We start from the raw sequence: 22,121 nt of genomic DNA on the forward strand, positions 1-22,121 counted from the left end.
GACAAGTGACGAGGCGCGTGCGGGAGGAGGAAAGCTCGATGTCCGAGCGGTTGAAGCCCGGCGCCGTCGTCGCCGGTCGGGATCTCGTGAGCGTCACCGGCGCGCCCGTCCGCGTCCCGGATCCGGCGCGGCTGACGCACCTGCAGTTCCGGCGCTTCGCCGGCTGCCCTGTCTGCAACCTGCACCTGCGCTCCTTCGCGCGTCGCCACGGCGAGGTCACCGACGCGGGCGTCGTCGAGGTGGTGCTGTTCCATTCGCCCGCCGACGAGCTGCGCGCGCACGTGGCCGACCTGCCGTTCGCGGTCGTCGCCGACCCGGACAAGCGGCTGTACGGCGAGTTCGGCGTCGAGTCCGCGCCCCGCGCGCTCCTGGATCCGCGCGCCTACTGGCCGATCCTCAGGGCGATCGCGGCGAGCCTGCCCGCGGTCCTGGCGCGGCGGCAGCCGGCCCCCTCGCGCAATCCGCACGGCGGCCGGCTCGGCCTGCCGGCCGATCTGCTGATCGCGGGCGACGGGCGGGTGCTCGCCGCGAAGTACGGCGAGCACGTCGACGATCAGTGGTCGGTCGACGAGCTCGTGGCCCTCGCGCGCGCGGAGCGGAGCCGCGGGAACTCGATGTGACCCTCGCGCGCCGCGCGACTCTGCAGGTCACGAATTCACGAAAAAATTGCGCGTCAGGGCGGGCTCGCCGAGCCCTGCACCCATGCGACGTGTGACGCCAGGGACCAGCGTGTGGGCTCCTGCGAAAGCAGGAGACCGAGGGCGTGACCGCCGAGCCGACCCCCGATGCCCACATCCGAAATCGACATGAGCGCGAGGAGAACCTCTCAACGATCTCCCACCTTTCGTCGCGCTCCCGGAGCGGGGCGGGCGCCACCCGGGTCGACCGCGCTCCATGGCAATGGATCTAGCGCCCGCGCGCTGTCAAATGGTATCACCGTGTCACGGCTCGCTTGCTGCTAGGCTCGACCGTTCCAGCATCAAGGTATTCACGGTAGTCTCCTACCTGTTCGCACCTGGTGTCTCGACGGCGATCGGCGCTCGTTTCGATCGGCGCTCGGTTGTCCCCCCATCGCGAGGGGCCTGCGGAGGCGCGCCGGGAATCGCCACTTCTGGCCGCCTTGCAAGGAACCGATGGACAACAGGCTCGGCTCGCTCTCGTCGACGACGCTGCTGAACGGCACGCCCACGCCGATGGCCCTGCTCTCCGGCACGGGGCAGGTGATCGCCTGCAGCCCCGCCTGGGAGCAGCGCGTCGGCCCTCCCGGGCTGCTCCTCGAGCGCGTCCACGAGGGCGATCGCGGCGAGCTGTCGGCGCGGATGGCGGCCGCGCGCGACGCGGCGGGCAGCACCTCCGCGACGGCGCGCCTCGTGGACGCCCGCGGCAAGGTCACCTCGATGCAATGGACCCTGTGGCGCGCCGACGACACGGCGCTCTGGGCCGCCGTGAAGCCCGATCGCGAGGCGTGGGAGACGCAGGCGCGCATCCTCGTCGACGTGTTCCAGACCATGGATGCGGTGATCTGGGCCGCCGACAAGGCGGGCGTCCTCCGGGTCTCCGACGGCAACGGGCTCGCGCACTTCGGGATCAAGCCAGGTCAGATCGTCGGAATGGCCATGCGCGATCTCTACGGCGAGGGCTCGCAGGTCCTCGAGCTGTGCAGGCGCGTGCTCGCCGGCGAGACGATCCGTACGGACACCGTGGCCGACGGCGTGCACTGGATCGTGCACTACGCGCCCCACCGCGGCGACGACGGCGAGGTCGACGGCGTCCAGACGTTCGGTATCAACCTGGCCGACCACGTGACCCTCGCCGCGCAGGCGGAGCTGCTCCGCACGTGCATCGACAGCATGCCGATCATCATTTGGGCGTTCGACAAGGACGGCATCTGCATGGTGGCGCAGGGCGGGGCGCTCGCGCAGGTCGACGCCGTGGAGCGAAACGGCGTCGGCAAGCACATGCTCGAGCTCTGCGGCAGCTCGCCCGACGTGCGCGAGGCGTTCCAGCGCGCACTCGCCGGGGAGATCGCGCACACCGAGCAGATCCGGCAGGACAGGATCTGGCGGACCAGGTTCGTCCCGCAGAAGGACGTCCTCGGCGAGATCATCGGCGTCGGCGCCATCAGCGAGGATGTCACGCAGCAGCGCCGCGTCGACCAGCAGCTGCGCGAGCAGCTGCGGCTCACCCAGCAACAGCAGGAGTCGATCGCGCGGCTGTCGAGCCCGATCATCGAGGTCTGGCAGGACGTGCTCATCGTCCCCTTGATCGGCTCGGTCGACGCCGAGCGCGCGGCGATGGTGATGGAGTCGCTGCTCGCGGCCGTCGTGGAGCGGCAGGCTGCCTTCGCCGTCCTCGACCTCACCGGCCTCGATTCGGTCGACACGACGACGGCGCAGCACCTCATCAAGATCACGAACGGGCTCACGCTGCTCGGCTGCCGGGCCGTGGTCACCGGAATCCGGCCGCCGGTCGCGCAGACGATGGTCGGGCTGGGCTTCGATCTCTCGCAGGTATGCACGCTGCGCAGCCTGAAGGAGGCGCTCCGCTGGTGCATGAGCGAGGCGCGCCGCGGGTCGAGCGACGCGCGCCTCGGGTCCGGCGCGGCGCGCCTCGGGTCCGGCGCGGCGCGCCTCGGGTCCGGCGCGGCGCGGCGCGGCTGAGGCCCCGCGCCGCGCCGGCCGGGTCGCGCGCGCGGCGAGGCGCGCGCCGCCCGCTCACCCGGGGCTCGACGGATCCGCCGGATCCGTGCCGGCGTCGCGCTCGTCGCCGTCGCGGATGCCGTCGCCGTCGCGGTCGACGCCGCACCGCGGGCCCGCGCCGGGCGGCATGCACGTGTACGTCACGCGGTGGCCGGTGAGCACCGAGAACCAGCGCAGGCCGACGTCGCCGACCGGCGGGGCCGCGCTCCGATCCGTGATGAACTGGCCACCTCCGACGTAGAGCAGGCCGACCTCCTCCAGGAGGAAGGGGACCTTCGCCACGAGATCGCACTCCCCGGCCTCGGCGCGGTCGACGAGCAGGTCGACGCGCGGCCAGGCCGCCGCCGCGTTGTGCGCGCCGAGCGTGACCTGCTGGCCGACGATCGGCGCGAGGTTCGTGTCGAACGCGAGCATGAACTCCACCGCTTGCCGGCGCAGGACCTCCCCGGAGGGGCCGAGCGGGAAGCCGTTCGGCGAGAACACGCTCTCCTCGAACCCGATCGCCTGGTGGAACCGGAAGAGCGTGTCCATGACGCCATCGTGCATGAACCCGAAGCCGCGGATCTGGTCGCCCATGAAGCCGTTGTCCCCGGGGTGGAAGAGGCTCGGGACCGCGGCCATGCCGAACATACCGACCTTCTGGTACAGGTTGCGCAGCTGGGGGTTCTTGAAGCTCTGGCCGTTCTCCTGTCCGATGCTCGAGCCGTCGGACCCGAAGAAGCCGGGGGACGGCTCGCCGGCGGCGGCGTTCCCGTCGGGGTCCAGCGTGTGGCAGGTCGCGCACGAGAACGTGCCGTCGCCGCCCTCGCGGACGAAGTGATCGCGCCCGGCCTGCTGATCGGGGGTGAGGGAGTTGTCGAGGTTCCGGATCGGGTTCGGCGGATACGTCAGCTGGAGGATGAAGTCGGTGAACGCCTCCATGTCCTCGTCCGGGATGGGCGCGTGCCGGCCGAGCAGGTTCGTGAAGCCGGTCTGGAACTTCTTGAACGCCGCGCGCTCGTCGAACGCCCCGCTGTCCGGCTGCGCCGTGGGCTCGTCGTTGCCGCCCGTGCGGTCGCCGCGCCAGTGCATCGGCCCGTGGTTGGCCATGCCGCGCAGGCTCTGCGTCGTCATCGGCCCCTTCATGGGCTTCAGCGAGGTGTCGGCGGGGAACGGCGGGTTGATGCTCGTGAACGGCCCGGGGTTCGCCTGGGTGGTCGCGTCCGGGTTGCCGAGGTCCCAGGCGATGCTGTCGAGATCGCCGAACACGTGGCAGCTCGCGCACGACGAGTCGCCGTGGCTCGACGAGAGGCGCGCGTCGTGCAGGAACACCCGCCCGCGGACCACGCTCTCCGGCTCGGGGTTGTGGAGCGGGAGGTGCGCGAGCTCGGCGCGCGTGGCCGTGTCGACGATCGAGATGGAGTTGTCGAAGCGCGTGAGGACGTACAGCCGGCCGCGCGGCTGATCGAGCGCGAGCCCGCTCGGCCCGCCGCCCGTGACCTGGATCTGGCTCGCGAGGCTCGGCGTGAAGGTGTCGCTCTCCAGCTGGGCCGTGTCGAACACGCCGACCTTGCTCGACCCGAACGCGGCCACGTAGAGCTTCGAGCCGTCGCTGGTCACCGCCATGTCGACCGGCGTGGCCAGGCTCTTCTCGCTCTCCGCGTTGGGCACGGGGGCGCAGCACGTCGAGTAATCGATGTGCTTGTTCAGGTGGCGCGGCAGGGCGGCGCCGCCGCCGAGCACGGTGATCCGGCTCTCGTGCAGGTGCCCCCGGACGCTCGAGCCGGCGAAGATGCCCGGGCCCTCGAAGCGCTCGAGGTTGAACGCCTCGGTGTTGGAGACATAGACCTTTCCGTTCGCCGGGTTGACGACCATGTTGTAGAGGATGGTGCCCACGCCGGTGAAGTAGCCGGCGCTGCCCGGGCGCTGCTGCGGGGGCGTCGCCATGGCGTCGATGACGAAGACGTCCTTGTCCGGCAGCGAGAACATGACCTCGTCGTCCCAGGCGCGGCCCGCGATATCGACCCAGTGGTCGCCGTCGTGGCGGACGATGAGCGACGTCGACGGCTGCGGCTCGCCGAGGAAGTTGGTGAGCGGCGGCGGCAGCCCGCCGCCCTCCTCCACGAGCACGCGGTGCACGGCCGTGGTGCGGTTGCCGGTGTGGAAGCCCGCGGCGTACACCGAGGCCCCGTCCGGGCTGACGGCGAGCGCCCTCGGGGTGTCGGTGAAGAAGGTGAGGATCGAGAGGGGCGAGCCGCCGAGCGAGGCGTCGTTCACGACCGTGCCGGCGTCGAACACCCAGACGTCCGCGCGGCCGACCCCGGGCGTCGTCAGCTGCGGATCGAACGGCGCGTTCTGGCCGCGGTGGGCGGTGGTGATGAAGGCGCGCGAGCGCTCGGGGCCCGCGAAGACGATGTCGCGCGGCTCGTCCCCGACGAGGAGCGTGCGCACGACGCGCGGATACCGCGGGAACGACACGTCGACGACGCTGACGCTGTCCGAGAGGTGATTGACGACCCACACCTCGTGGTTGCTGCGCGCGGCCACGGCGACGGGCTCGAGGCCCACGCTGACGGAGGAGAGGTGGGAGAGGCCGCCCGAGGTGACGCGAAAGATCTCCAGGCGATTGTCGGGCGTATTGGCCGCGAGGAGCAGGGTGCGGTCGGGCGAGAGCGCGAGCGGCCTGACCTGGCCGCTCTCGAAGAGCGTATACGAAGGCGCGGCCTCCGCCTGGCGCCCGGCCAGGAGGCCCGCGAAAGCGGCGGCGGTGACCAGCAGGGAACTGGGAGAGCGTGCATGACGATGTAGGAGCATCCTGACCTCCTTGCGGGGTTAAGAACGGGATATCCCCTCAGGATAGAACCGCACGGCTGCGCTCTGGAATCAAGTGTTTCGTGCATTCGTCGATGCGCGCGGCCCCGCATTCGTCCCCCGCGGGAGCGGCGCTCCTGGATCGACGTATGCATTGGCGGAATGAGCGCGGGCGCCGATTGCGCCGCAGAGTCGCCCGCTTATCGTGCTCACCCCGGGCAGGACGGGTGGCTCAGGTTACAACTTCGCGCGCGGCGAGCTGCCCCGCGATGAGCTCCGCATACACGCCCTGCTGCGCGACCAGCTCGGCGTGCGTCCCCCGCTCTACGAGCCTGCCCTGGTCCATGACCAGGATGACGTCCGCGTCCCGGATGGTGCTCAGCCGATGGGCGATGACGATGCGCGTGCAGCGGAGGCCCGCGAGCTGCTCTTGCACCTTGCGCTCGGTGATCGCGTCGAGCGCGCTCGTGGCCTCGTCGAGCAGCAGGATGGCCGGATCGCGGACGAGCGCGCGGGCGAGCGCGACGCGCTGCCGCTGGCCGCCGGAGAGCGAGCCGCCCCCGTCGAGCAGGAGCGTCTCGTAGCCCATCGGCATCTTCACGATCTCGTCGTGGATCTGCGCCCGCTCCGCCGCGCGCTGGACCGCCTCGAAGGTCAGATCCGGATCGGAGAAGGCGATGTTGTCCCGGATCGAGGTGCCGAAGAGATAAGGGCGCTGGGCGACGATGCCGAGCTGGCGCCGGACCGAGCGCAGCTCGAGCTCGCGCAGGTTCGCGCCGTCGTAGAGGACGCGGCCCGACGAGGGCGCGTAGAGGCCCAGGAGGAGGCTCGCTAGCGTCGATTTGCCCGACCCGGAGCGCCCCACGACGGCGACGAGCTGGCCGGGGGCCACGCGCACCGAGACGTCGTCCACGACGAGCGGATCGAGCGGCCCGTAGCGGAACGACACCCCGTCGAGCTCGATGGCGCCGCGGAGCCTCTGCGACGCGCGCGCGGCGGACGGCTCCTGCTCGAGCGGCGCCCGGAGCACCTCGTCGATGCGCTCCGCATAGCCGTCGAGGAGCTGGAGCTGCGCGGCGGTGGCGGCGAGGCTCGACAGCGGGCCGAGCAGGCCGACGGCGAAGGTGTTGAGGGCCAGCATCGATCCGAGCGAGAGCTCGCCGGTCAGGACCTGGCCGGCGCCGATCAAGAGCACGACGAGCGGCGCGCCCATGGTCACCGTGGCGTTCACCGACTCGGAGAGCGCGCTGAGCCGGCCGCCCCGCAGCGAGGTGTTGAGGACCTCGACGAAGAGGTCCGACCAGTGGACCTCGGCCCGCTGCTCGCATCCCATGCCCTTGAGCGTCTCCATCCCTGCGAGCATCTCGATCTGATAGCCCTGGAGGCGCGCCTGCTTCGTGAGCAAGGTGGCGTTGATCTCCTTCTGCTTCGGGCGCACCAGCAGCACGGCCGCGATCTGGAGCGCGCCGAGCGCGATCACGACGGCGCCCAGCGTGGCGCTCACCAGGAGCAGGAGGAAGAGGTAGAGGAGGACCATCGCTCCGTCGAGCAGCGCCGAGAAGACGCTGGCGGTGAGGATCTCGCGGATGGTCGTGTTGCTGTTCAACCTCATCATGAGATCGCCCGCGGATCTCCGCTGAAAGAAGGCGTAGGGGAGCGAGATGAGGTGATCGAGGAAGCTCGCGGTCATCCTCGCGTCGAAGATCGCGCGGAGCTTCAGGAGCAGGTGCGAGCGGACCATCGACGCGAGGAAATGGAAGCAAACGATCGACGCCAGCCCGACCGACACGACGAGCAGCAGGTGGCGATCGGCCCGGGGCACGACGCGGTCGACGACGGCGCCGGTGAGCAGGGGAAAGGCGAGCGCGAGCAACTGGAGGAAAAAGGAGGTGGTGAAGATGCGCGCCCAGCTGCCGGAGGCGAGGAGCATCTGGTGGACCGGGCGGCGACCCTTGGCCGCGGCGCCCAGCTCGAACCGCTCCGACGGCTCGAAGACGAGCGCGACGCCGGTGAAGAGCCGGCTCGCCTCCGCGAGCGGCACCCGGCGGCCGCCCACCGCGGGATCCACGATGTCCACGCCGCGCCCGCCGAGCCGCTCGAACACGACGAAGTGGTTGAAGCCCCAGTGCAGGATCGCCCCCGGGGCGAGGTGCGCGAGCGCCTCGAGCTTCAGCCTCACCGCGCGGGCGCGGAGGCCGAAGTGCTGAGCGGCCTGGACCAGCTTCCGCGCGGTCGTCCCGTCGCGCCCGGCCGCGAGGACCGCGCGCACCTCGTCGCGGCCCACGCCCTTTCCGAGGTAGGCGAGCACCATCGCGAGGCAGGCCACGCCGCACTCGGTGTCGGTCAGCTGCTGCACGAACGGGATCCGCCTGGGTCGCGCGGTCATCCGGAGCCCCTTGAGGGCCGGCAGCCGGGCCACGAGCCCGCCGGCGTCGCCGGGGGCGGTCATCGGCCGCCTCGGTCGAGCAGGCGGAGCCCGGGGATCAGCGCGACGAGCAAGCTCTCGGAGCGCACCTTCACCTCGGCGACGCCGCTCATCCCCGGGTAGAAGTCGAGCGACCGCTGGTCCACGCGGAAGCCGCCGAAGGGCAGGCGCGCCTCGACGAGCACGACGGGGCCGTCGATCTTCACCGTGTCGGCGATGGGCTGACGCAGCGACCGGCGCACCTCGCCCGGGCCGATGAGCTCGGTGCCCACCGACCCGATCTCGAGATCCAGGTAGGCGTACTTGTACCCGGTCACCTCGAAGCGGAGCGGCATCCCCGGGCGGAGCTGCGGGCGGTGCTGGCCGGGGAGCATGGCCACGACCGAGCCGCGCGCGTCGTCCCCGAGCAGCGTGAGCACCACGTCCCCCGCCTCGAGGCGCTGCCCGCTGCGGATGCGGAGATCGCCGGCGCGCCCCGCGTGCGGCGCGCGGATCGTCTTCTCCTCGAGCTTCGCGGCGGCGAGCGCTCGCTCCGCGCGCAGCGACGCGAGCGCCTGCTGCGCGGCCTTGTCGGCCGGCTCGCGGAGCAGCTTGACGAGCTGGACGTCGAGCTCGCGCTGGAGGCGGTCGAGCTCGGCCGACTCGCGCGCGGCCTCGAGGCGGACGAGCGGCTGCCCTGCCTCGACGCGCTGCCCGGCGCGGACCTCGATCGCGCTCACCGAGCCGGGCACCGCGGCGGTCACGTCGCTCCTGCCGGCGATCTGGACGACGGCGGGGCCGCTCGCGATATGGTGGACCTGGGCGACGGTGCAGAGCAGGAGCGCGGCGGCGAAGGCGAGCAGCACGAGCCAGTACGCCCAGCCGGTCCAGGGGGAGGCGAGGGCGAGCACCTCGCCCTCGGCGCTCCTGCCGGCGGCGGTGAACTCGAGCGCCTCGGGGCGGAAGATCCTGGCGGCGCGGCTCACGGCGCGCCCGCTGCCGGAAAGACGCGCGCCATCGCGCCGGCCACGAGCAGCTCGCGCGGCGCGTCGCCGGGCTCGATGCGCGCCTCGACCACGACGGCGCGGGACACGGCGTCGATCTCCGGCGCGATGGTCTCGACGGTGCCGCGGAGCTCGACGCCGCCGGCGCGGACGCGGACGCTGGCGTTCTCGTCCACCTCGCCCCGTTGCTCCTCGGGCACGCCGAACCGGACGAGCAGCCCGTCGTCGCTGATGAGCCGCAGGATGGGCAGCGTGGTGCCGACGCTCTCGCCCGGCTCGGCGTAGCGGGCCACGACCCGGCCGGCGAAGGGGGCGCGGATCTCCGCGTCTGCCTCCACCTTGCGGAGATGGCCGACGCGCGCGCGCTTCTCGCGGAGCTCTGCGGCGGCGGCGTCGACCTGGAGCCTCGCCACGGCGGTCTGGTGCTCCGCGGTCGACAGGTCTTCGCCCGAGGCGAGCCCCTCGACGGCCAGCGCCTGCTTTCGACGGTGGCGCTCTGCGGCCTCGGCGAGCTCCTCCCTGGCTCGGCTCAAGGCGACCTCCGCCCCCCGGAGGGCCGCTGTGGCGATGGCGGCGTCGGAGCGGAGGGTCTGGAGATCGAGGGTCGCGAGGAGATCGCCGGCAGCGATCCGATCGCCGAGGCGCACGTGAACGGCGCGGAGGCGCCCCTCGTTGCGCGCCGCGAGGTCGACCGATCGATGCGAGAGGAGGACGCCGACGAAGCCGCGGTGAGCGGGCGGCGGTTCGCTCTTGTCCGGGGGAGATGCATCGATGGTAGGAGCGGCCGGCAGGGCCGCTGCGCGGAAGGCGCCGAGGTGCGGCTCGAGGACCGCGACGTCCGGCGCGCGGAGGCCAGCCAGGGCGAGCGCGCCGGCGAGCGGGACGGCGACGGCAGCGCCGGTAATGGCGAGCTGCTGATTCCTGAAGGGCCAGAGCATGGCGGCCGGGGTTGCAACGCGTGTGCCGGTGTGGGTGGGCTGGGGAGCGCCGCTCGCGCAGGGCGCTGAGCGGATGAGTTGCTCTATCGCGCAACGGATTGCTCTCGTTCACGGGGTACGCCGCGCTCGGCCGGCGGAAGCGATCGCGCGTGCGAGCCAGCCTACTAGGCACTGCGATCGCGGGGATCGGCGGCGCGCGGCGCGAGCTTCGATCGCTGGCACGAAGCTCGCTTGGGGAGCCGCCGCCGGATCGAGGTGATCCGGCAGAGAGGAGATCACCATGGTGGACAAGTCGATTGGAAGGACCGAAGAGACGGTGATTGGAATGGAGGAGGTCGCGGAGATCGAGCTTGAGCTCGACGATCTCGATATCGTGGCTGGTGGCGCGGTCGATCTGCATGGCTGCGGCTGCGGCTGCCCCAATCTCAAGAACCCCAACCGGTGAGATGCGGTATCCCAGCGCCGCCGGGTTCGTCCGGACCTGGCGGCGCTGGGAGCTCCAGCGTCCTGCTCGACGAGCTGCACATCGCGCCTCGGAGGGCGCGGCGCTCATTCGCGCGCCGATCGGGAGCCGCCCGAGCGCCGCACCCGCCGCCGGGGTGCGCCGCGCCGCTTGACGACGCGTAACATATCGGTTACACGTTTGCCGATGGACGCGGTTGCCCAGGCGCTGGCGGATCCGATCCGGCGGGAGATCCTGCGGATGCTGCGCGGCCGTACCGCCTCGGCCGGCGCCATCGCCGGCGCGTTTCCAGTCAGCCGTCCGGCGGTCAGCCGGCACCTGCGGGTCCTGCGCGAGGCGGGCCTCGTGCGCGACGTGCAGCGCGGCCGCGAGCGCGAGTACAGCCTGGATCTCGGCGCGCTCGCCGAGCTCGAGGCGTTCCTGCGAGAGCTGCGCGAGGAGAGCCCGTGGCACCGCCGGTTCGACGCGCTCGAGACTGAGGTGCACCGCGTCGGCCGGCAGCGGCGCATGGCGGCCGCGACCCCGTCCCAGAACGAGACGAAGCGAAGAAAGGAGACAGCATGAGCCCCCGACCCACCGGCCGCGTCCGGAGCACGGCGACAGGCGCCGATCTCGTGATCCAACGAAGCTTCCGCGCCCCCATCGAGGACGTCTGGCAGAGCGTCACCGCGTCGGAGAGCACGGCGCGCTGGATCGGCCCGTGGGAGGGGGAGGCGGGCCCCGGCAAGACGGTGCGCCTCCAGATGGCGTTCGAGAAGGGCGCGCCGTGGTGCGACATGACGATCGACGCCTGCGAGCCGCCGCGTCGCCTCGCGCTCACGGCCAAGGACGATTACGGCGAGTGGCGGCTCGAGCTGTCGCTCGCGGCGAAGGGCGAGACCACCGAGCTCACCTTCATCCAGCACCTCACCGACCCCGCGCTCGCCGGCGATACCGGGCCGGGCTGGGAGTATTACCTCGACATGCTGGTCGCCTCCCGGCTCGGCGCGCCGCTGCCGAGCTTCGCCGACTATTACCCGTCGCAGCGCGATTACTACCTGGGCGACGCGCGAACGCAGGAGTAGCCGGCCGCGCGGGGGCTCGGCGGGTCCGAGCCCTGCTGCGGCGTCGCTCGCCTCGACGGCGTGGCGTCGGCTCCTCCGCGATCTCGCCTGAGCCTGGGTCGCCGCCGCGCCGCCATGGCCAGGCCGAGCGTCGCGAGGATGGCGGCCTCCAGGGCGCCGCCGAGCCCGGGCTTTTGCGCCGCGAGAGCGCAGCCGCTGGACGCCGGAAGCTCGTCCTCTGGAAGCTCGGGTGGCGCTGCCGCGGGCGCGCTCGCCACGCGCGCGCCCGCTTCCCCGATCCTCATCGTCGACAGGGCGGCGCGCGCGCTCGCGAACGACGCGCCGGTGGAGCCGCCCGCCTCGCCGGCGCCCTCGCGCTCGCCGTCGCCTTCGCCCTCGCCGCTCGACCCGTCATCGACCCGGAACAGCGTGTTTCCCATCACGACGTACCAGGCGCCCTCGAACCAGCGTGCGTGTCCCAGCTGCGAGCCAATCTCGCGCGGAGCGGCGCCGGCGGCGCCGAGGTAGCGCTTCGGCGGGGTGAGGAACATCACCTCGCCGGTGTCGCTGATGCCATCGTGTCCCAGGCGCGCGGGCGGATCGTCGAGCTGGCTGGGGGTGCTGGAGCTGAGCTGGTGCTGCGCGCCGCTCGGGGTCCGGAGCCAGACCTGCTCCGCGCCGCGCGAGCCCTTGAGAAACGCGATGTAACCCGCGTGGAGCTGGTAGGCGCCCGTCTGGGCGCCCTCGGGGCGCGCGACAGGGACGACGCCGAGCGGCACCTGCCCGGAGGGCGTGGCCAGGATGCTTTGAGGCTGGCCGGATCTGAGGATCTTCGTGAATACGACATTGATCCCGTCCGTCACGGGGCGCGTTATTTCATCTCCGCTCGTGGCCAGCAGCGTGCTCGTTCCATTCCTGCGCGTGTAGAGCGACCAGCGGCCATTCACATACGCGAAGAGCCCGTCGTCGGCGACATCCATGCTGGGGCGGTCCAGCGCGGCCCCGAGCGCGAGCTCGTCGGTGCCCGACGCGAGATCGCGCACGTACGTACCGCTGCCCGAGTAGGCCATGGCATCGCCGCTCACGAACGCGACGCGGCCGTTCTCCGCCAGCTTCAGCAGGGCGCCGTGGCGCCACTCGTAGACGGCGCTCGGGGGGCGATCGATGGCGGGCGGCGCCGGCACCTCCATCACGGCGCCGGCGCCGGTGAGGAACGCCCTCGTGGCGTCGTTGAACTGGTACGGATAGGGCAACTTCATGACCCGCGTGGTGGCCCGCGTCGCCCGATCGAGCACGAAGAGCTCCTCTCGCCTCTTGACGAACAGGATCCGCGTCCCGTCGAAATCGAGGATGCGCCCGGGCACCTCGTCGATCGGCTCGAGCAGCGGACTGGTCTCGACCTGGATCGTCGGCCCGAGGAGAATCATGCTGCTATGGATGTCCACCATTTGGAATTTCAGATCGAATTTACGGCCGCTGTACGCGCTGAGGTCGACGACGGTGTCGAGCGCCGCGGTGGCCCGCGCGAGCTCGACCGAGGTCGACGGGTTCGTGTCGTAGAAGTTGGCGGTGGCCCGGATGGAGCAGTCCGCCGGGTGGTCGTCGACGCAGGTGGCGGCGAGCCGGAGCGACGGATGGGCGACCGCCTCGTGCGTCGGCGCCAGGACCTGGGCGGTGGGTATCTGGTCCTGGAACACGGTGCGCTGCGCGGACACGCTGGTGCCCTCGACGTCGGTCGCCGTGACGGTCAGGACGTGCTCGCCATAGGGCAGCCCGAAGGTCGAGATGCCCGCCTTGTAGGTGATGCCTCCGGTGTTCGTGAGGATCACCGATCCTGCGCCGAGCTGCGCCTGAACGCGCGCGATCTGGAGCGTGGAGCTCACCTCGACGTGGATATTGACATACGTGTGGCTCCATGCGCGCTGCCCGGGCTCCACGAATGTCACAGCGATGGCTGCCCAGGCCGCGCGCGCAGGCAGCATGGCGAGCGCGCAGAGCAGCGACGCCAGCAGAAAGCGGATGACTCGCATACTTGTCCTTACCTCCCGCACCTCACCGGTGCGTCCCTTCGGATGATCGTTCGAGAATTCCTCTGCTCCGCGGCCGTACGGCGGACCGGGCGCGGTGGTAGCGCCCGCCGCCGCCGCCAGGGCGCTCAGGGGGTCATCGTGGCGACGAAGACGTCGGTGCCGGCCGCGTACGGTATGGGCCCGCTGCCGAAGTCGGTGGCCCCCTCGACAGCGCCGGTGAGGGCGATGGTGCCGTTCGGGGCGAGGGCGATGTCCTTCGCGCTGGCGTCGAAGCTGCTCGTCCAGAGGGCGGTGCCGCTGGGGTCGAGCCTGGCGAGGCCGTCGCCGGCGATGACGATGCTGCCCGAGGGCTCGAGGGCGAGCGCGTCGCCGAAGGGGATGGGGAGGCTGAAGACGTGCTCGCCCGCGGCGTCGAGCTTGATGAGGACGGGCCCCTCGGGGAGCACGCCGCCGCCGAAGTCGACGGTCCCGTCGGTGTAGCCGGTCAGGAGGATGTCATCGTCGGCGTTGACGGCCAGGGCGAGGGCGGACGCTCCGATGTCCGTGTCGGCGGGGTCCGAGGGGCCGAGCTGGCGGCTCCAGACCACGTCGCCGGTCGGGGTGAGCTTCTGGACGGTGAACCGGTGAGCGCAGGGGCAGGACGGGTCCTCGGCGATGGACGAGCTCGCCGTGATCACGAAGCCGGCGCTGTCGACCGCGAGGAGGGCGCTGTCGCTCTGATGCTGGCCATCGACGTGGTACGGGACTGCCGCCGTGAGCGGCTTGCTCCAGAGCAGGTTCCCTGCGCTGTCCAGCTTCACCAGGGTGGGCACCAACCAGCTCGTGCTCTGCGCGATGACCGTCACATAAGCGTTGCCGAGCGCGTCGACGGCGAACGCTTCGAACGGTCGGTAAAGGCGCGCGCCTGGCGTGACGGACCCCCGGCTCCAGAGGTGATTCCCCTCGGGGTCGAGCTTGGCGACGAAGGTCGCGTCGAGGTAGTCCGTGGACAGGAGCTCGCAGCCGCCGAAGCTGATGCCGGACGTCGCGTTCGCCTTGTGGGTGCCGGCCAGCAAGACGTTGCCGCTCTCATCGACGGCGACAGCCCGGCCTGCTTCCGGGAAGCGGCTGCCGAAGCGCTTGCTCCAGAGCAACGCGCCGGCGGGATCGAGCTTGAGGAGGAACACGTCCGTGAGGCCGGCGCTGGTCAGCGGGCCGGCGCCGAAGTCGACGGTGCCTTCGAAGGAGCCGGTGACATAGTAGTTGCCGGCGGCGTCGCTCGCGATCGACCAGCCTGCGTCGGCGCCGGTGTCGCCGTAGCCTCGCGACCACGGCGGCTGCAGAGGACAATGGGGCTCGCCGTCGCAGTCCTCGTCCTCCGGCGTCGCGCAGTCCTCCGCGGTGGGCGTCACCTCGCCGACGCAGGGACCGTAGCCAGCGCCGTCGGGAAGACAGGTCTGCGCGCCAGGAGCGCAGCGCCCGACGCCCCGGGTCCCGGCGGGGCCGGCGTAACACGCGACGACGGAGCCCGGCGCGCACGTCGCAGGCGGGTCGCCGCCGCCCGTGCCGGTCGACCCTGCGCCGTCGCCCTCGTCGCCGTCGCCGCCCTCGTCGCCGTCGTCGCTCTCCTTCGGATTGAAGGTGGCGACGTAGGCGTCGAAGAAGCCTCCTGCATGGGCGATCGGGCCGGTTCCGAAGTCCACGGGGCGGATCGCGCGGCCGGTGACGGCGACCGTGCCGCTCGGGGACCAGGAGATATCCTGCACATCGGCATCGAAGTTGATCGACCAGAGCTCCGTCCCGCCCGCGTCGAGCATCGCGAGGCCGCGCCCCGCAACGACGATGTCGCCTGTGGGATCGAGCGCGATCCTGTCGCCGAACCGGACCGAGCGGCTGGAGATGGGCTCGCCTGCGGCGTCCAGCTTGACGAGCACGGGGCCGACGGGGAGAGTCCCGCTGCCGAAGTCGACGGATCCATCCGTCTCGCCGGTCACGAGGATCTCGTCTGCCGCATTGACCGCCACCGCGTCGGCGGTCGGGCCGCTGTACAAACCGTACGCGCTGGACATGAACACTCGCTCCCAGAGCACATCGCCGGTCGGAGCGAGCTTGGAGACGACGAAGCTGGGCCCGTCATAGGTGGAGCCTTCCCCGGGCAGGTTCACCACCACGACCGGGTTGCCGGCGCTGTCGAGCGCGAGCCGCGCGTCGTGCACGTCGTGGCTGAAGCGCCCGGGCAACCTCCGCGTCCAGACGATGGCCTTGCTCGCGGCGTCCAGCTTGACGAGCGTCGCATGCGACTCGAGGGCGACGATGTAGATATCGCCGGCAGCATCGATGGCCATCTGCGGGACGGAGCGCACCGAAAGAAGATCATAGGGGCCATCGCTCCAGATGTGGTTGCCGTCGGGATCGAACTGGGCCACGAAAAAGGACGTGAAATTGGCGGAGATGGGACATCCGCCCAGCTCGGGGCCCAGGTTCGAGCTGCCGCCCGTGTACACGCCGGTGAGGAAGACGTCGCCGTTCTCGTCGACGGTGACGGCGCCTCCGCGCTCGTCGTTGTCGTAGGTCCCGAAGCGTTGGCTCCAGAGCACCGAGCCCGAGGGATCGAGCTTGAGGAAGAAGATGTCCGACCGTCCAGCGCTGGTCAGCGGGCCGGCGCCGAAGTCGACGGTTCCTTCGAAGGACCCCGAGACGTAGAAGTTGCCTGAGCCGTCGCTCGCGATGGACCAGCCCTCGTCGATGCCAGGGCTGCCGAAGCCCCGCGCCCAGGGCGGCGGCTGAGCGCAGCGGGGCTCGCCGTCGCAGCTCTCGTCCTCCGGCGTGGCGCAGAGCTCTCGAGCGGGCGTCACCTCGCCCGTGCATGGGCCGAAGCCGAAGCCGTCGGGGCGGCAGGTCTGCGTCCCAGAGGCGCAGCGCCCGACGTCCCTGGTCGCTGCAGGGCCGGTGTAGCAGGCGACGACCGAGCCCGGCACGCACGTGCTCGGCGAGCCGCCGCCGCTGCTCGAGCCGCTGCCGCCGGTGCCGGGCGCGCCGCCGTCGCCGCCGGTTCCAGGAGCGCCGCCGGTTCCAGGAGCGCCGCCGGTTCCAGGAGCGCCGCCGGTGCCAGGAGCGCCGCCGGTGCCAGGAGCGCCGCCGTCGCCGTTCGAGCCTCCCGCACCATCGGTCACGCTTCCGCCGCTTACCCCCGGAGAGCCGCCGCTGCCGCCAGTGCCTGCTTCGCCGCCGCCGTCCCCGCCGGGGCCGGTGGGCTCGCACGCTGCGAGGCCGACAAGGGCCGTGACGGTCAGGGCGGACGCGGACCGCAGGCGACCCCTGCGGCTCGAACCGCTACGTTCATTGTACCCGGCCATACCGGCTTCGTTGCCCGGCAGGAGCGCCGCATTCATGCGGCCTCGACGAGAGAACGGTTCGAGTCCTCGTCTGGTCCCGCAGCTGCGAGCATCGCTGTGCAGTCGTATTCCCGTGCTGGAGCTCGACACAGGTCGACGGCGCCGGGGCGCTCAGGGGGTCATCGTGGCGACGAACGCGTCGGTGCCGGCCGCGTACGGTACGGGCCCGTCCCCGAAGTCGGTGGCCCGCTCGACAGCGCCGGTGAGGGCGATCGTGCCGTCGCCGCTCCTTGGCGGGTTGAACGTGGCGACATAGGCGTCGGCATACCCTCCACCATAGGTGATCGGGCCGGTCCCGAAGTCCACGGGGCCCGCCGAGCGGCCGACGACGGCGACCGCGCCGTTCGGGGACCAGGAGACATCCTGCGCATGGGCATCGAAGTTGACCGACCAGAGCTCCGTCCCGCTCGCGTCGAGCTGCGCGAGGCCGACTCCGCCGATGATGATATCACCGGAGGGAGCGAGCGCGATCCTGTCGCCGAAGCGGACGGAGCGGCTGAACATGGGCTCGCCCGCGGCAGCCAGCTTGAGGAGGACGGAGCCGGCGGGGAGGACGCCGCTGCCGAAGTCGATGGATCCATCCGTGTCGCCCGTCACGAAGATCTCGTCTTCCGCATTGATCGCCACCGCGTGCGCCGTCACGCCGCCGCCCATCCAAGGGTCCGAGCTGGATTGGTAATGTTGCAACCAGAGCAGATCGCCCGTCGGAGCGTACTTGGAGACGACGAACTGGCTCGGAAAGAGGTCAGTGATGCTCGAGCCTTCGGTCACGACCGCCACTGGGTTGCCGACGCCGTCGAGCGCGAGCCGCGCGCCGCCGACGTAGTATCCTGGCAGCCCCTCTACCCAGAGGGTGCTCTTGCTCGCGGCGTCGATCTTCAAGAGATAGGCGCTCTCCCACTGGAGGTACACGACGTACATGTCGCCGTGAGCGTCGACGGCGATTTGCTCGACGGAGCGCGTGTCCGAAGAAGGATAGGGGCCATTGCACCAGATGGGGTTGCCGTCGGGATCGAACTGGGTAACGAAGAAGGCGGTGTAATAGTCGTTGACGGCGGGGAGATGACACCCGTTCAGATCGAGGCCCGGCTGCTCGGGCAGGACGCGGTACGTGCCGGTGAGGAGGACGTTGCCGTTCTCGTCGACCGTCAGGGCGCCTCCGTGCTCGTTGTCCTCGGTCCCGAAGCGATGGCTCCAGAGCACCGAGCCCGCGGCGTCGAGCTTGAGAAAGAAGATGTCCGACCGTCCGGCGCTGGTCAGAGGGCCGGTACCGAAGTCGACGGTTCCTTCGAAGGAGCCGGAGACGTAGTAGTTGCCGTAGGCGTCGCTCGCGATGGCCCAGCCCTCGTCGATGCCAGGGCCGCCGAAGCCCCGCGCCCAGGGCGGCGGCTGAGCGCAGCGGGGCTCGCCGTCGCAGCTCTCGTCCTCCGGCGTGGCGCAGCGCTCTCGAGCGGGCGTCACGTCGCCCGTGCATGGGCCGTAGCCGGAGCCGTCGGGGCGGCAGGTCTGCGTCCCGGAAGCGCAGCTCCCGACACCGTTCGTCCCGGCAGGGCCGGTGTAGCAGGCGACGACCGAGCCCGGCATACACGTGCTCGGCGAGCCGCCGTCGCCGCCGGTGCCAGGGGCGCCGCCGTCGCCGCCGGTGCCAGGGGCGCCGCCGTCGCCGCCGGTGCCAGGGGCGCCGCCGTCGCCGCCGGTGCCAGGGGCGCCGCCGTCGCCGCCGGTGCCAGGGGCGCCGCCGTCGCCGCCGGTGCCAGGGGCGCCGCCGTCGCCGCCGGTGCCAGGGGCGCCGCCGTCGCCGCCGGTGCCAGGGGCGCCGCCGTCGCCGCCGGTGCCAGGGGCGCCGCCGTCGCCGCCGGTGCCAGGGGCGCCGCCGTCGCCGCCGGTGCCAGGGGCGCCGCCGTCGCCGCCGGTGCCAGGGGCGCCGCCGTCGCCGCCGGTGCCAGGCACGCCGCCATCGCCGCCGGTGCCAGGCGCGCCGCCATCGTTGATCGATCCACCCGCGCCATCCGCGCCGCCGCCGCTGCTTACCCCCGCAGAGCCGCCGCTGCCGCCCGGGCCTGCTTCACCGCCGCTGTCCCCTCCGCGGCCAATAGGCTCGCACGCGGTGAGGCCCGCGAGCGCCGCGATGGTCAGGGCGGACGCGGCCCACAGGCGAGCCCCGGGGCGCGAGCCACGACGTTCCATGTCCTCGGCCATGGTCGCTTCGTTGCTCGATGGGCGCGCCGCATTCATTCCGACGCCACGACGATGCGCCACGACCGTTCCTGCCCTGGCGCGGCGACCGCGCGCCTTGCTACCCTGCGATATCGTCCCGGGGGCCCTTCAGGCGGATCGGTCGGGTCTGAGCAGGCCAGAGGAATTGCCATGGCGGATTTCATCTCAGTTGCTCTCGAGGAGGCGACCTCGGCCGATGCCCTGCTGCTGTCCAACCTCCTCGAGCTGTACATTCACGATCTCAGCGACGTGTTCCCCGGCCTCGAGCTGGGGCCGGATGGGCGCTTCGGGTACGACAAGCTCCCTCTTTACTGGTCCGAGCGGGAGCGCCGGTTCGCCTTCATCGTTCGATGTGGCGGGCAGATCGCGGGCTTCGTCCTGGCGACGCGGGGCTCGCCGGCGGCAACGGACCCGGAGGTCCTCGATGTCGCCGAGTTCTTCGTCCTGCGTCGATACCGCCGTTGCGGCGTGGGCCGCCGGGCGGCCGTCCTGCTGTGGCAGCGCCTCCCGGGCAAGTGGACCGTGCGCGTCTCCGAGGGGAACGCGGGGGCGCTCGCGTTTTGGCGCGGCGTCGTCGCGGCGCTCACGGGCGGCGCGCTGAGAGAGGCGACGCGCCCTGGCCATCCGCATCCCTGGCGGGTGCTATCCTTCGACAGCGAGCCGCTCGCGCTCGCCAAGGCGCACCTCGGCCAGGATCCGTAGCGCACGGAGCTCGACGCGGCGACCGCGTGAGCGCCCCGGATCCCCGGGCGTCGCCGCGCGCGCGGAGGCACACCCCCGCGCGCTGGGCTATCTTCGAGGGGACATGACCGCCGGCGAACAAGGCACGCCCAGAGGCCCCTCTCTGCGGATCGTCTGCGTGAACGACGTCTACGCGCTCGACAACCTCCCGCGCCTCGCGAGCCTCGTGAGGCATCACGCCGCCGGGCCGGCGGATCGCTTCATCGCCGTGCTGGCCGGCGACTTCCTCGCGCCGAGCCTCCTCTCGAGCCTCGATCACGGCAGGGGCATGGTCGACTGCATGAACGCGGTGCCGATCACGCACACCATCTTCGGCAACCACGAGGCCGACATCGAGCTCCCGGAGCTCAGGGCGCGGGTGCAGGAGTTCCGGGGAACGTGGCTCAACACCAACATGCCCTCGTTCTCTCCGGCGCTGCCCACCCACGAGATCCTCGAGATCGCGAGCCCCGGCGGGCGCGCGGTCCGGGTCGGCCTCCTCGGCCTGCTCGTCCACGCGCAGGGCCTGTACCGGCGGGGCGCGTTCGGAGGATGCGCCATCGAGCCGGCGAACGAGGCGGCCGTCCGCTGGGCCGAACGGCTCGTCCGCGAGGAGCGCTGCGCCTGCGTGATCCCGATGACGCACCAGAGCCGCGACGCGGATCTCGCGCTCGCGCGGGCGCAGCGCGATCCGCCCTTTCCGTGATCCTCGGCGGCCACGAGCACGAGGTGCTCATCGACGACGTGGACGGCTGCTGGGTCGTCAAGTCCGGCACCGACGCCGAGAGCGCGGCCGTCATCGATCTCGCGTGGCCCGCCGAGCCTCCGCCCGCCGGGGGGCCCGACCTGCCCGCGGTCACCGTCCGGCTCGAGGACGTCCGCGCCTATCCCGAGGATCCGGCGATGCGCGCGCGCGTGGACCGCCACATGCAGATCGTGCGCGACCTCGACGCGGCCACCCTCCTCCGGCTCCCCCCGGGGAGCGCGCTGTCGTCGATCGGCACGCGGACGCGGCAGACCTCGCTCGGGACGCTCCTCTGCTCGCGCATGCGGGACGCGCTCCAGGCGGACGGGTGCCTCTTCAACGGCGGCGGCATCCGCGGGGGCCGCGAGTACCGCGAGCGCTTCACCTACGGGGATCTCAAGGCCGAGGTGCCCTTCAGCAACGAGGTCGTGGTGGCCCGCCTGCCCGGCCGCGTCGTGCGCGAGGCCGTCGCCGCGTCGCGGTCGCGCGCCCCCGCCCAGCACGCCGGCTTCCTCCAGATCGACGACCGGATGGCGATCGACGATCGGGGCGTCCTGACCGCGATCGGCGGCCTGCCGCTGGTCGACGATCGCGCGTACCGGATCGCCCTCCCGCGAGCGCTCCTCGGCGGCATGGATGACATCGCCCCGCTGGTCCGCTTCGCCGAGGCGCACCCGGAGGAGGTGCCGCCGGCGGACACCGGGCGCGAGCCGAAGCTCGTCCTCGTCGAGTCGTTCGCCGTGGAGCTCTGGCGCCAGCTCGGGCCCTTCGACGCGATCGACGTCGACCGCGACGGCCGCGTCTCGGCCGACGAGCTGCGGGCGGCCGTTTCGCGGGCGACCGCCGAGACGCCGTCCGAGGTGGTCGTCGGCGAGCTGCTGAGGGTGCTCGATCGGGACGGGGACAGGCTCGTGACGCGCGGCGAGGCCGGCGCGCGCGCCCCCGCGCCGGCCGCGGGGTCGCGCGGTCAATCCGACCAGTGATAGGTCTCCTCGGGCCTCCCGCCGAACGTGGCGCTCGGGGCGGTCCAGGTGCGGAACCGCCGCTCGCCGCGCACGTAGCCGCGGACCCCCTCGGCCGCGAAGAACGACGTCATCGCGTGCCGGAGCTTCGGGAACTCGTCCAGGAGGCCGGGCTGCACGGGCCACAGCGACTCCAGGGCGAACGCCATCGTGGCGTCGGCCAGCGTGTAGCGGCCGGGGAGGGCCCAGTGCTCCGCGCTGGCGGCCGTGCGCGCGAAGTAACGCTCGAGCAGGTCGAGCTTCTGGCCCATCGCCGCCCGGTGCGCGGCGCGGATCTCGTGGAAGCGCGGATCGAAGCACGTCACGCCGAGGTCGCGCAGCATCTCGTTCGCGACCTCGGTCACCTCGTCGATGCGCGCGGCCTCCTCGAGCGTGCCGCCGTAGAGGCCGAGCTTGCGGGCCACGTAGCGGCCGATCGCCTGCGACTGGCAGAGGACGAACGCCCCGTCCTCCAGCACCGGCAGCTGCCCGAACGGCGTGATCGGCAGGAACCGCTGCTTGCCCTGCGGCCCCTGCCAGAGCTCGATCGGGATCGTCTCGAGCTCGTACCGCGCGCCGGCCAGCTCGAGCAGGAGCCGCGCCGGCTCGATGAGCCCGCGTATCGGGAAGTAAATCAGCTTCATCGCCGTCCTTTCGGTGGTCCCAGTCGGGGTTCCCGGGGATCCCTACCGG

General features: G+C 71.9%; 16 protein-coding genes. 8 read left to right on the forward strand and 8 right to left on the reverse strand.

Going from position 1 to position 22,121, the window contains the following annotated elements:
- Positions 1-38 precede the first annotated feature (38 nt).
- Together WME98_RS21325 and WME98_RS21330 are read left to right on the forward strand one after the other, a co-directional pair.
- Complete coding sequence (locus WME98_RS21325; RefSeq protein WP_437952948.1) at positions 39-620, forward strand: peroxiredoxin-like family protein; 582 nt, start codon at positions 39-41, stop codon at positions 618-620.
- A 513-nt stretch (positions 621-1,133) separates the two neighbouring features.
- Entirely contained in the window at positions 1,134-2,660 is a 1,527-nt protein-coding gene (locus tag WME98_RS21330; protein WP_437952949.1) for a PAS domain-containing protein, read from the forward strand.
- Positions 2,661-2,714: 54 nt separating this feature from the next.
- Here WME98_RS21330 and WME98_RS21335 read toward each other — a convergent pair whose 3' ends face one another.
- The 4 genes from WME98_RS21335 to WME98_RS21350 all read right to left on the reverse strand — a co-directional run bounded on the left by WME98_RS21335 (position 2,715) and on the right by WME98_RS21350 (position 9,835).
- Entirely contained in the window at positions 2,715-5,492 is a 2,778-nt protein-coding gene (locus tag WME98_RS21335) for a hypothetical protein (RefSeq protein WP_437952950.1), read from the reverse strand.
- Positions 5,493-5,721: 229 nt separating this feature from the next.
- On the reverse strand, positions 5,722-7,938 hold the full coding sequence (locus tag WME98_RS21340) for a peptidase domain-containing ABC transporter (protein WP_437952951.1): 2,217 nt from the start codon (positions 7,936-7,938) through the stop codon (positions 5,722-5,724).
- Positions 7,935-8,879, reverse strand: a complete 945-nt coding sequence (locus tag WME98_RS21345) for an HlyD family efflux transporter periplasmic adaptor subunit (protein ID WP_437952952.1) — start codon at positions 8,877-8,879, stop codon at positions 7,935-7,937. Before WME98_RS21345 ends, WME98_RS21340 begins: the two co-directional genes overlap by 4 nt.
- Positions 8,876-9,835, reverse strand: a complete 960-nt coding sequence (locus WME98_RS21350; protein ID WP_437952953.1) for an efflux RND transporter periplasmic adaptor subunit — start codon at positions 9,833-9,835, stop codon at positions 8,876-8,878. The genes WME98_RS21345 and WME98_RS21350 overlap by 4 nt, the downstream gene beginning before the upstream one ends.
- Positions 9,836-10,115: 280 nt before the next feature.
- Here WME98_RS21350 and WME98_RS21355 point away from each other — a divergent pair, with 280 nt between their 5' ends.
- The 3 genes from WME98_RS21355 (at position 10,116) to WME98_RS21365 (ending at position 11,362) form a co-directional block, all read left to right on the forward strand.
- Positions 10,116-10,280 (forward strand): hypothetical protein, encoded by a 165-nt coding sequence (locus tag WME98_RS21355; protein ID WP_437952954.1) that lies wholly within the window; start codon positions 10,116-10,118, stop codon positions 10,278-10,280.
- Positions 10,281-10,484: 204 nt separating this feature from the next.
- Positions 10,485-10,862 carry a metalloregulator ArsR/SmtB family transcription factor gene (locus tag WME98_RS21360; RefSeq protein ID WP_437952955.1) on the forward strand — a complete coding sequence of 126 codons (378 nt, stop codon included), beginning with the start codon at positions 10,485-10,487 and terminating at the stop codon, positions 10,860-10,862.
- Entirely contained in the window at positions 10,859-11,362 is a 504-nt protein-coding gene (locus WME98_RS21365; protein WP_437608813.1) for an SRPBCC family protein, read from the forward strand. Before WME98_RS21360 ends, WME98_RS21365 begins: the two co-directional genes overlap by 4 nt.
- Here the strand turns inward: WME98_RS21365 and WME98_RS21370 are convergent.
- The 3 genes from WME98_RS21370 to WME98_RS21380 form a co-directional block, all read right to left on the reverse strand.
- Positions 11,332-13,371 carry a hypothetical protein gene (locus WME98_RS21370; protein WP_437952956.1) on the reverse strand — a complete coding sequence of 680 codons (2,040 nt, stop codon included), beginning with the start codon at positions 13,369-13,371 and terminating at the stop codon, positions 11,332-11,334. The genes WME98_RS21365 and WME98_RS21370 overlap by 31 nt on opposite strands.
- 125 nt (positions 13,372-13,496) lie before the next feature.
- Complete coding sequence (locus tag WME98_RS21375) at positions 13,497-16,523, reverse strand: outer membrane protein assembly factor BamB family protein (RefSeq protein WP_437952957.1); 3,027 nt, start codon at positions 16,521-16,523, stop codon at positions 13,497-13,499.
- Between the two features lie 333 nt (positions 16,524-16,856).
- The gene (locus tag WME98_RS21380; RefSeq protein ID WP_437952958.1) at positions 16,857-18,932 is read right to left on the reverse strand and encodes a hypothetical protein; all 2,076 of its coding nucleotides are present in this window, start codon (positions 18,930-18,932) and stop codon (positions 16,857-16,859) included.
- Between the two features lie 180 nt (positions 18,933-19,112).
- On the opposite strand from WME98_RS21380, the gene WME98_RS21385 reads away from it, so the two are divergent.
- From WME98_RS21385 to WME98_RS21395, 3 genes are all read left to right on the forward strand, one after another.
- Positions 19,113-19,664 carry a GNAT family N-acetyltransferase gene (locus tag WME98_RS21385; protein WP_437952959.1) on the forward strand — a complete coding sequence of 184 codons (552 nt, stop codon included), beginning with the start codon at positions 19,113-19,115 and terminating at the stop codon, positions 19,662-19,664.
- 157 nt (positions 19,665-19,821) lie between these two features.
- Positions 19,822-20,388, forward strand: a complete 567-nt coding sequence (locus WME98_RS21390) for a hypothetical protein (RefSeq protein WP_437952960.1) — start codon at positions 19,822-19,824, stop codon at positions 20,386-20,388.
- Positions 20,385-21,410, forward strand: coding sequence for a 5'-nucleotidase C-terminal domain-containing protein (locus WME98_RS21395; RefSeq protein WP_437952961.1), 1,026 nt, complete (start codon positions 20,385-20,387; stop codon positions 21,408-21,410). Before WME98_RS21390 ends, WME98_RS21395 begins: the two co-directional genes overlap by 4 nt.
- Here the strand turns inward: WME98_RS21395 and WME98_RS21400 are convergent.
- Positions 21,395-22,072, reverse strand: coding sequence for a glutathione S-transferase family protein (locus WME98_RS21400; protein ID WP_437952962.1), 678 nt, complete (start codon positions 22,070-22,072; stop codon positions 21,395-21,397). The genes WME98_RS21395 and WME98_RS21400 overlap by 16 nt on opposite strands.
- Positions 22,073-22,121: the final 49 nt, after the last annotated feature.

The organism is Sorangium sp. So ce296 (genome assembly GCF_051529605.1).
Lineage (GTDB): Bacteria > Myxococcota_A > Polyangia > Polyangiales > Polyangiaceae > Sorangium > Sorangium cellulosum_D.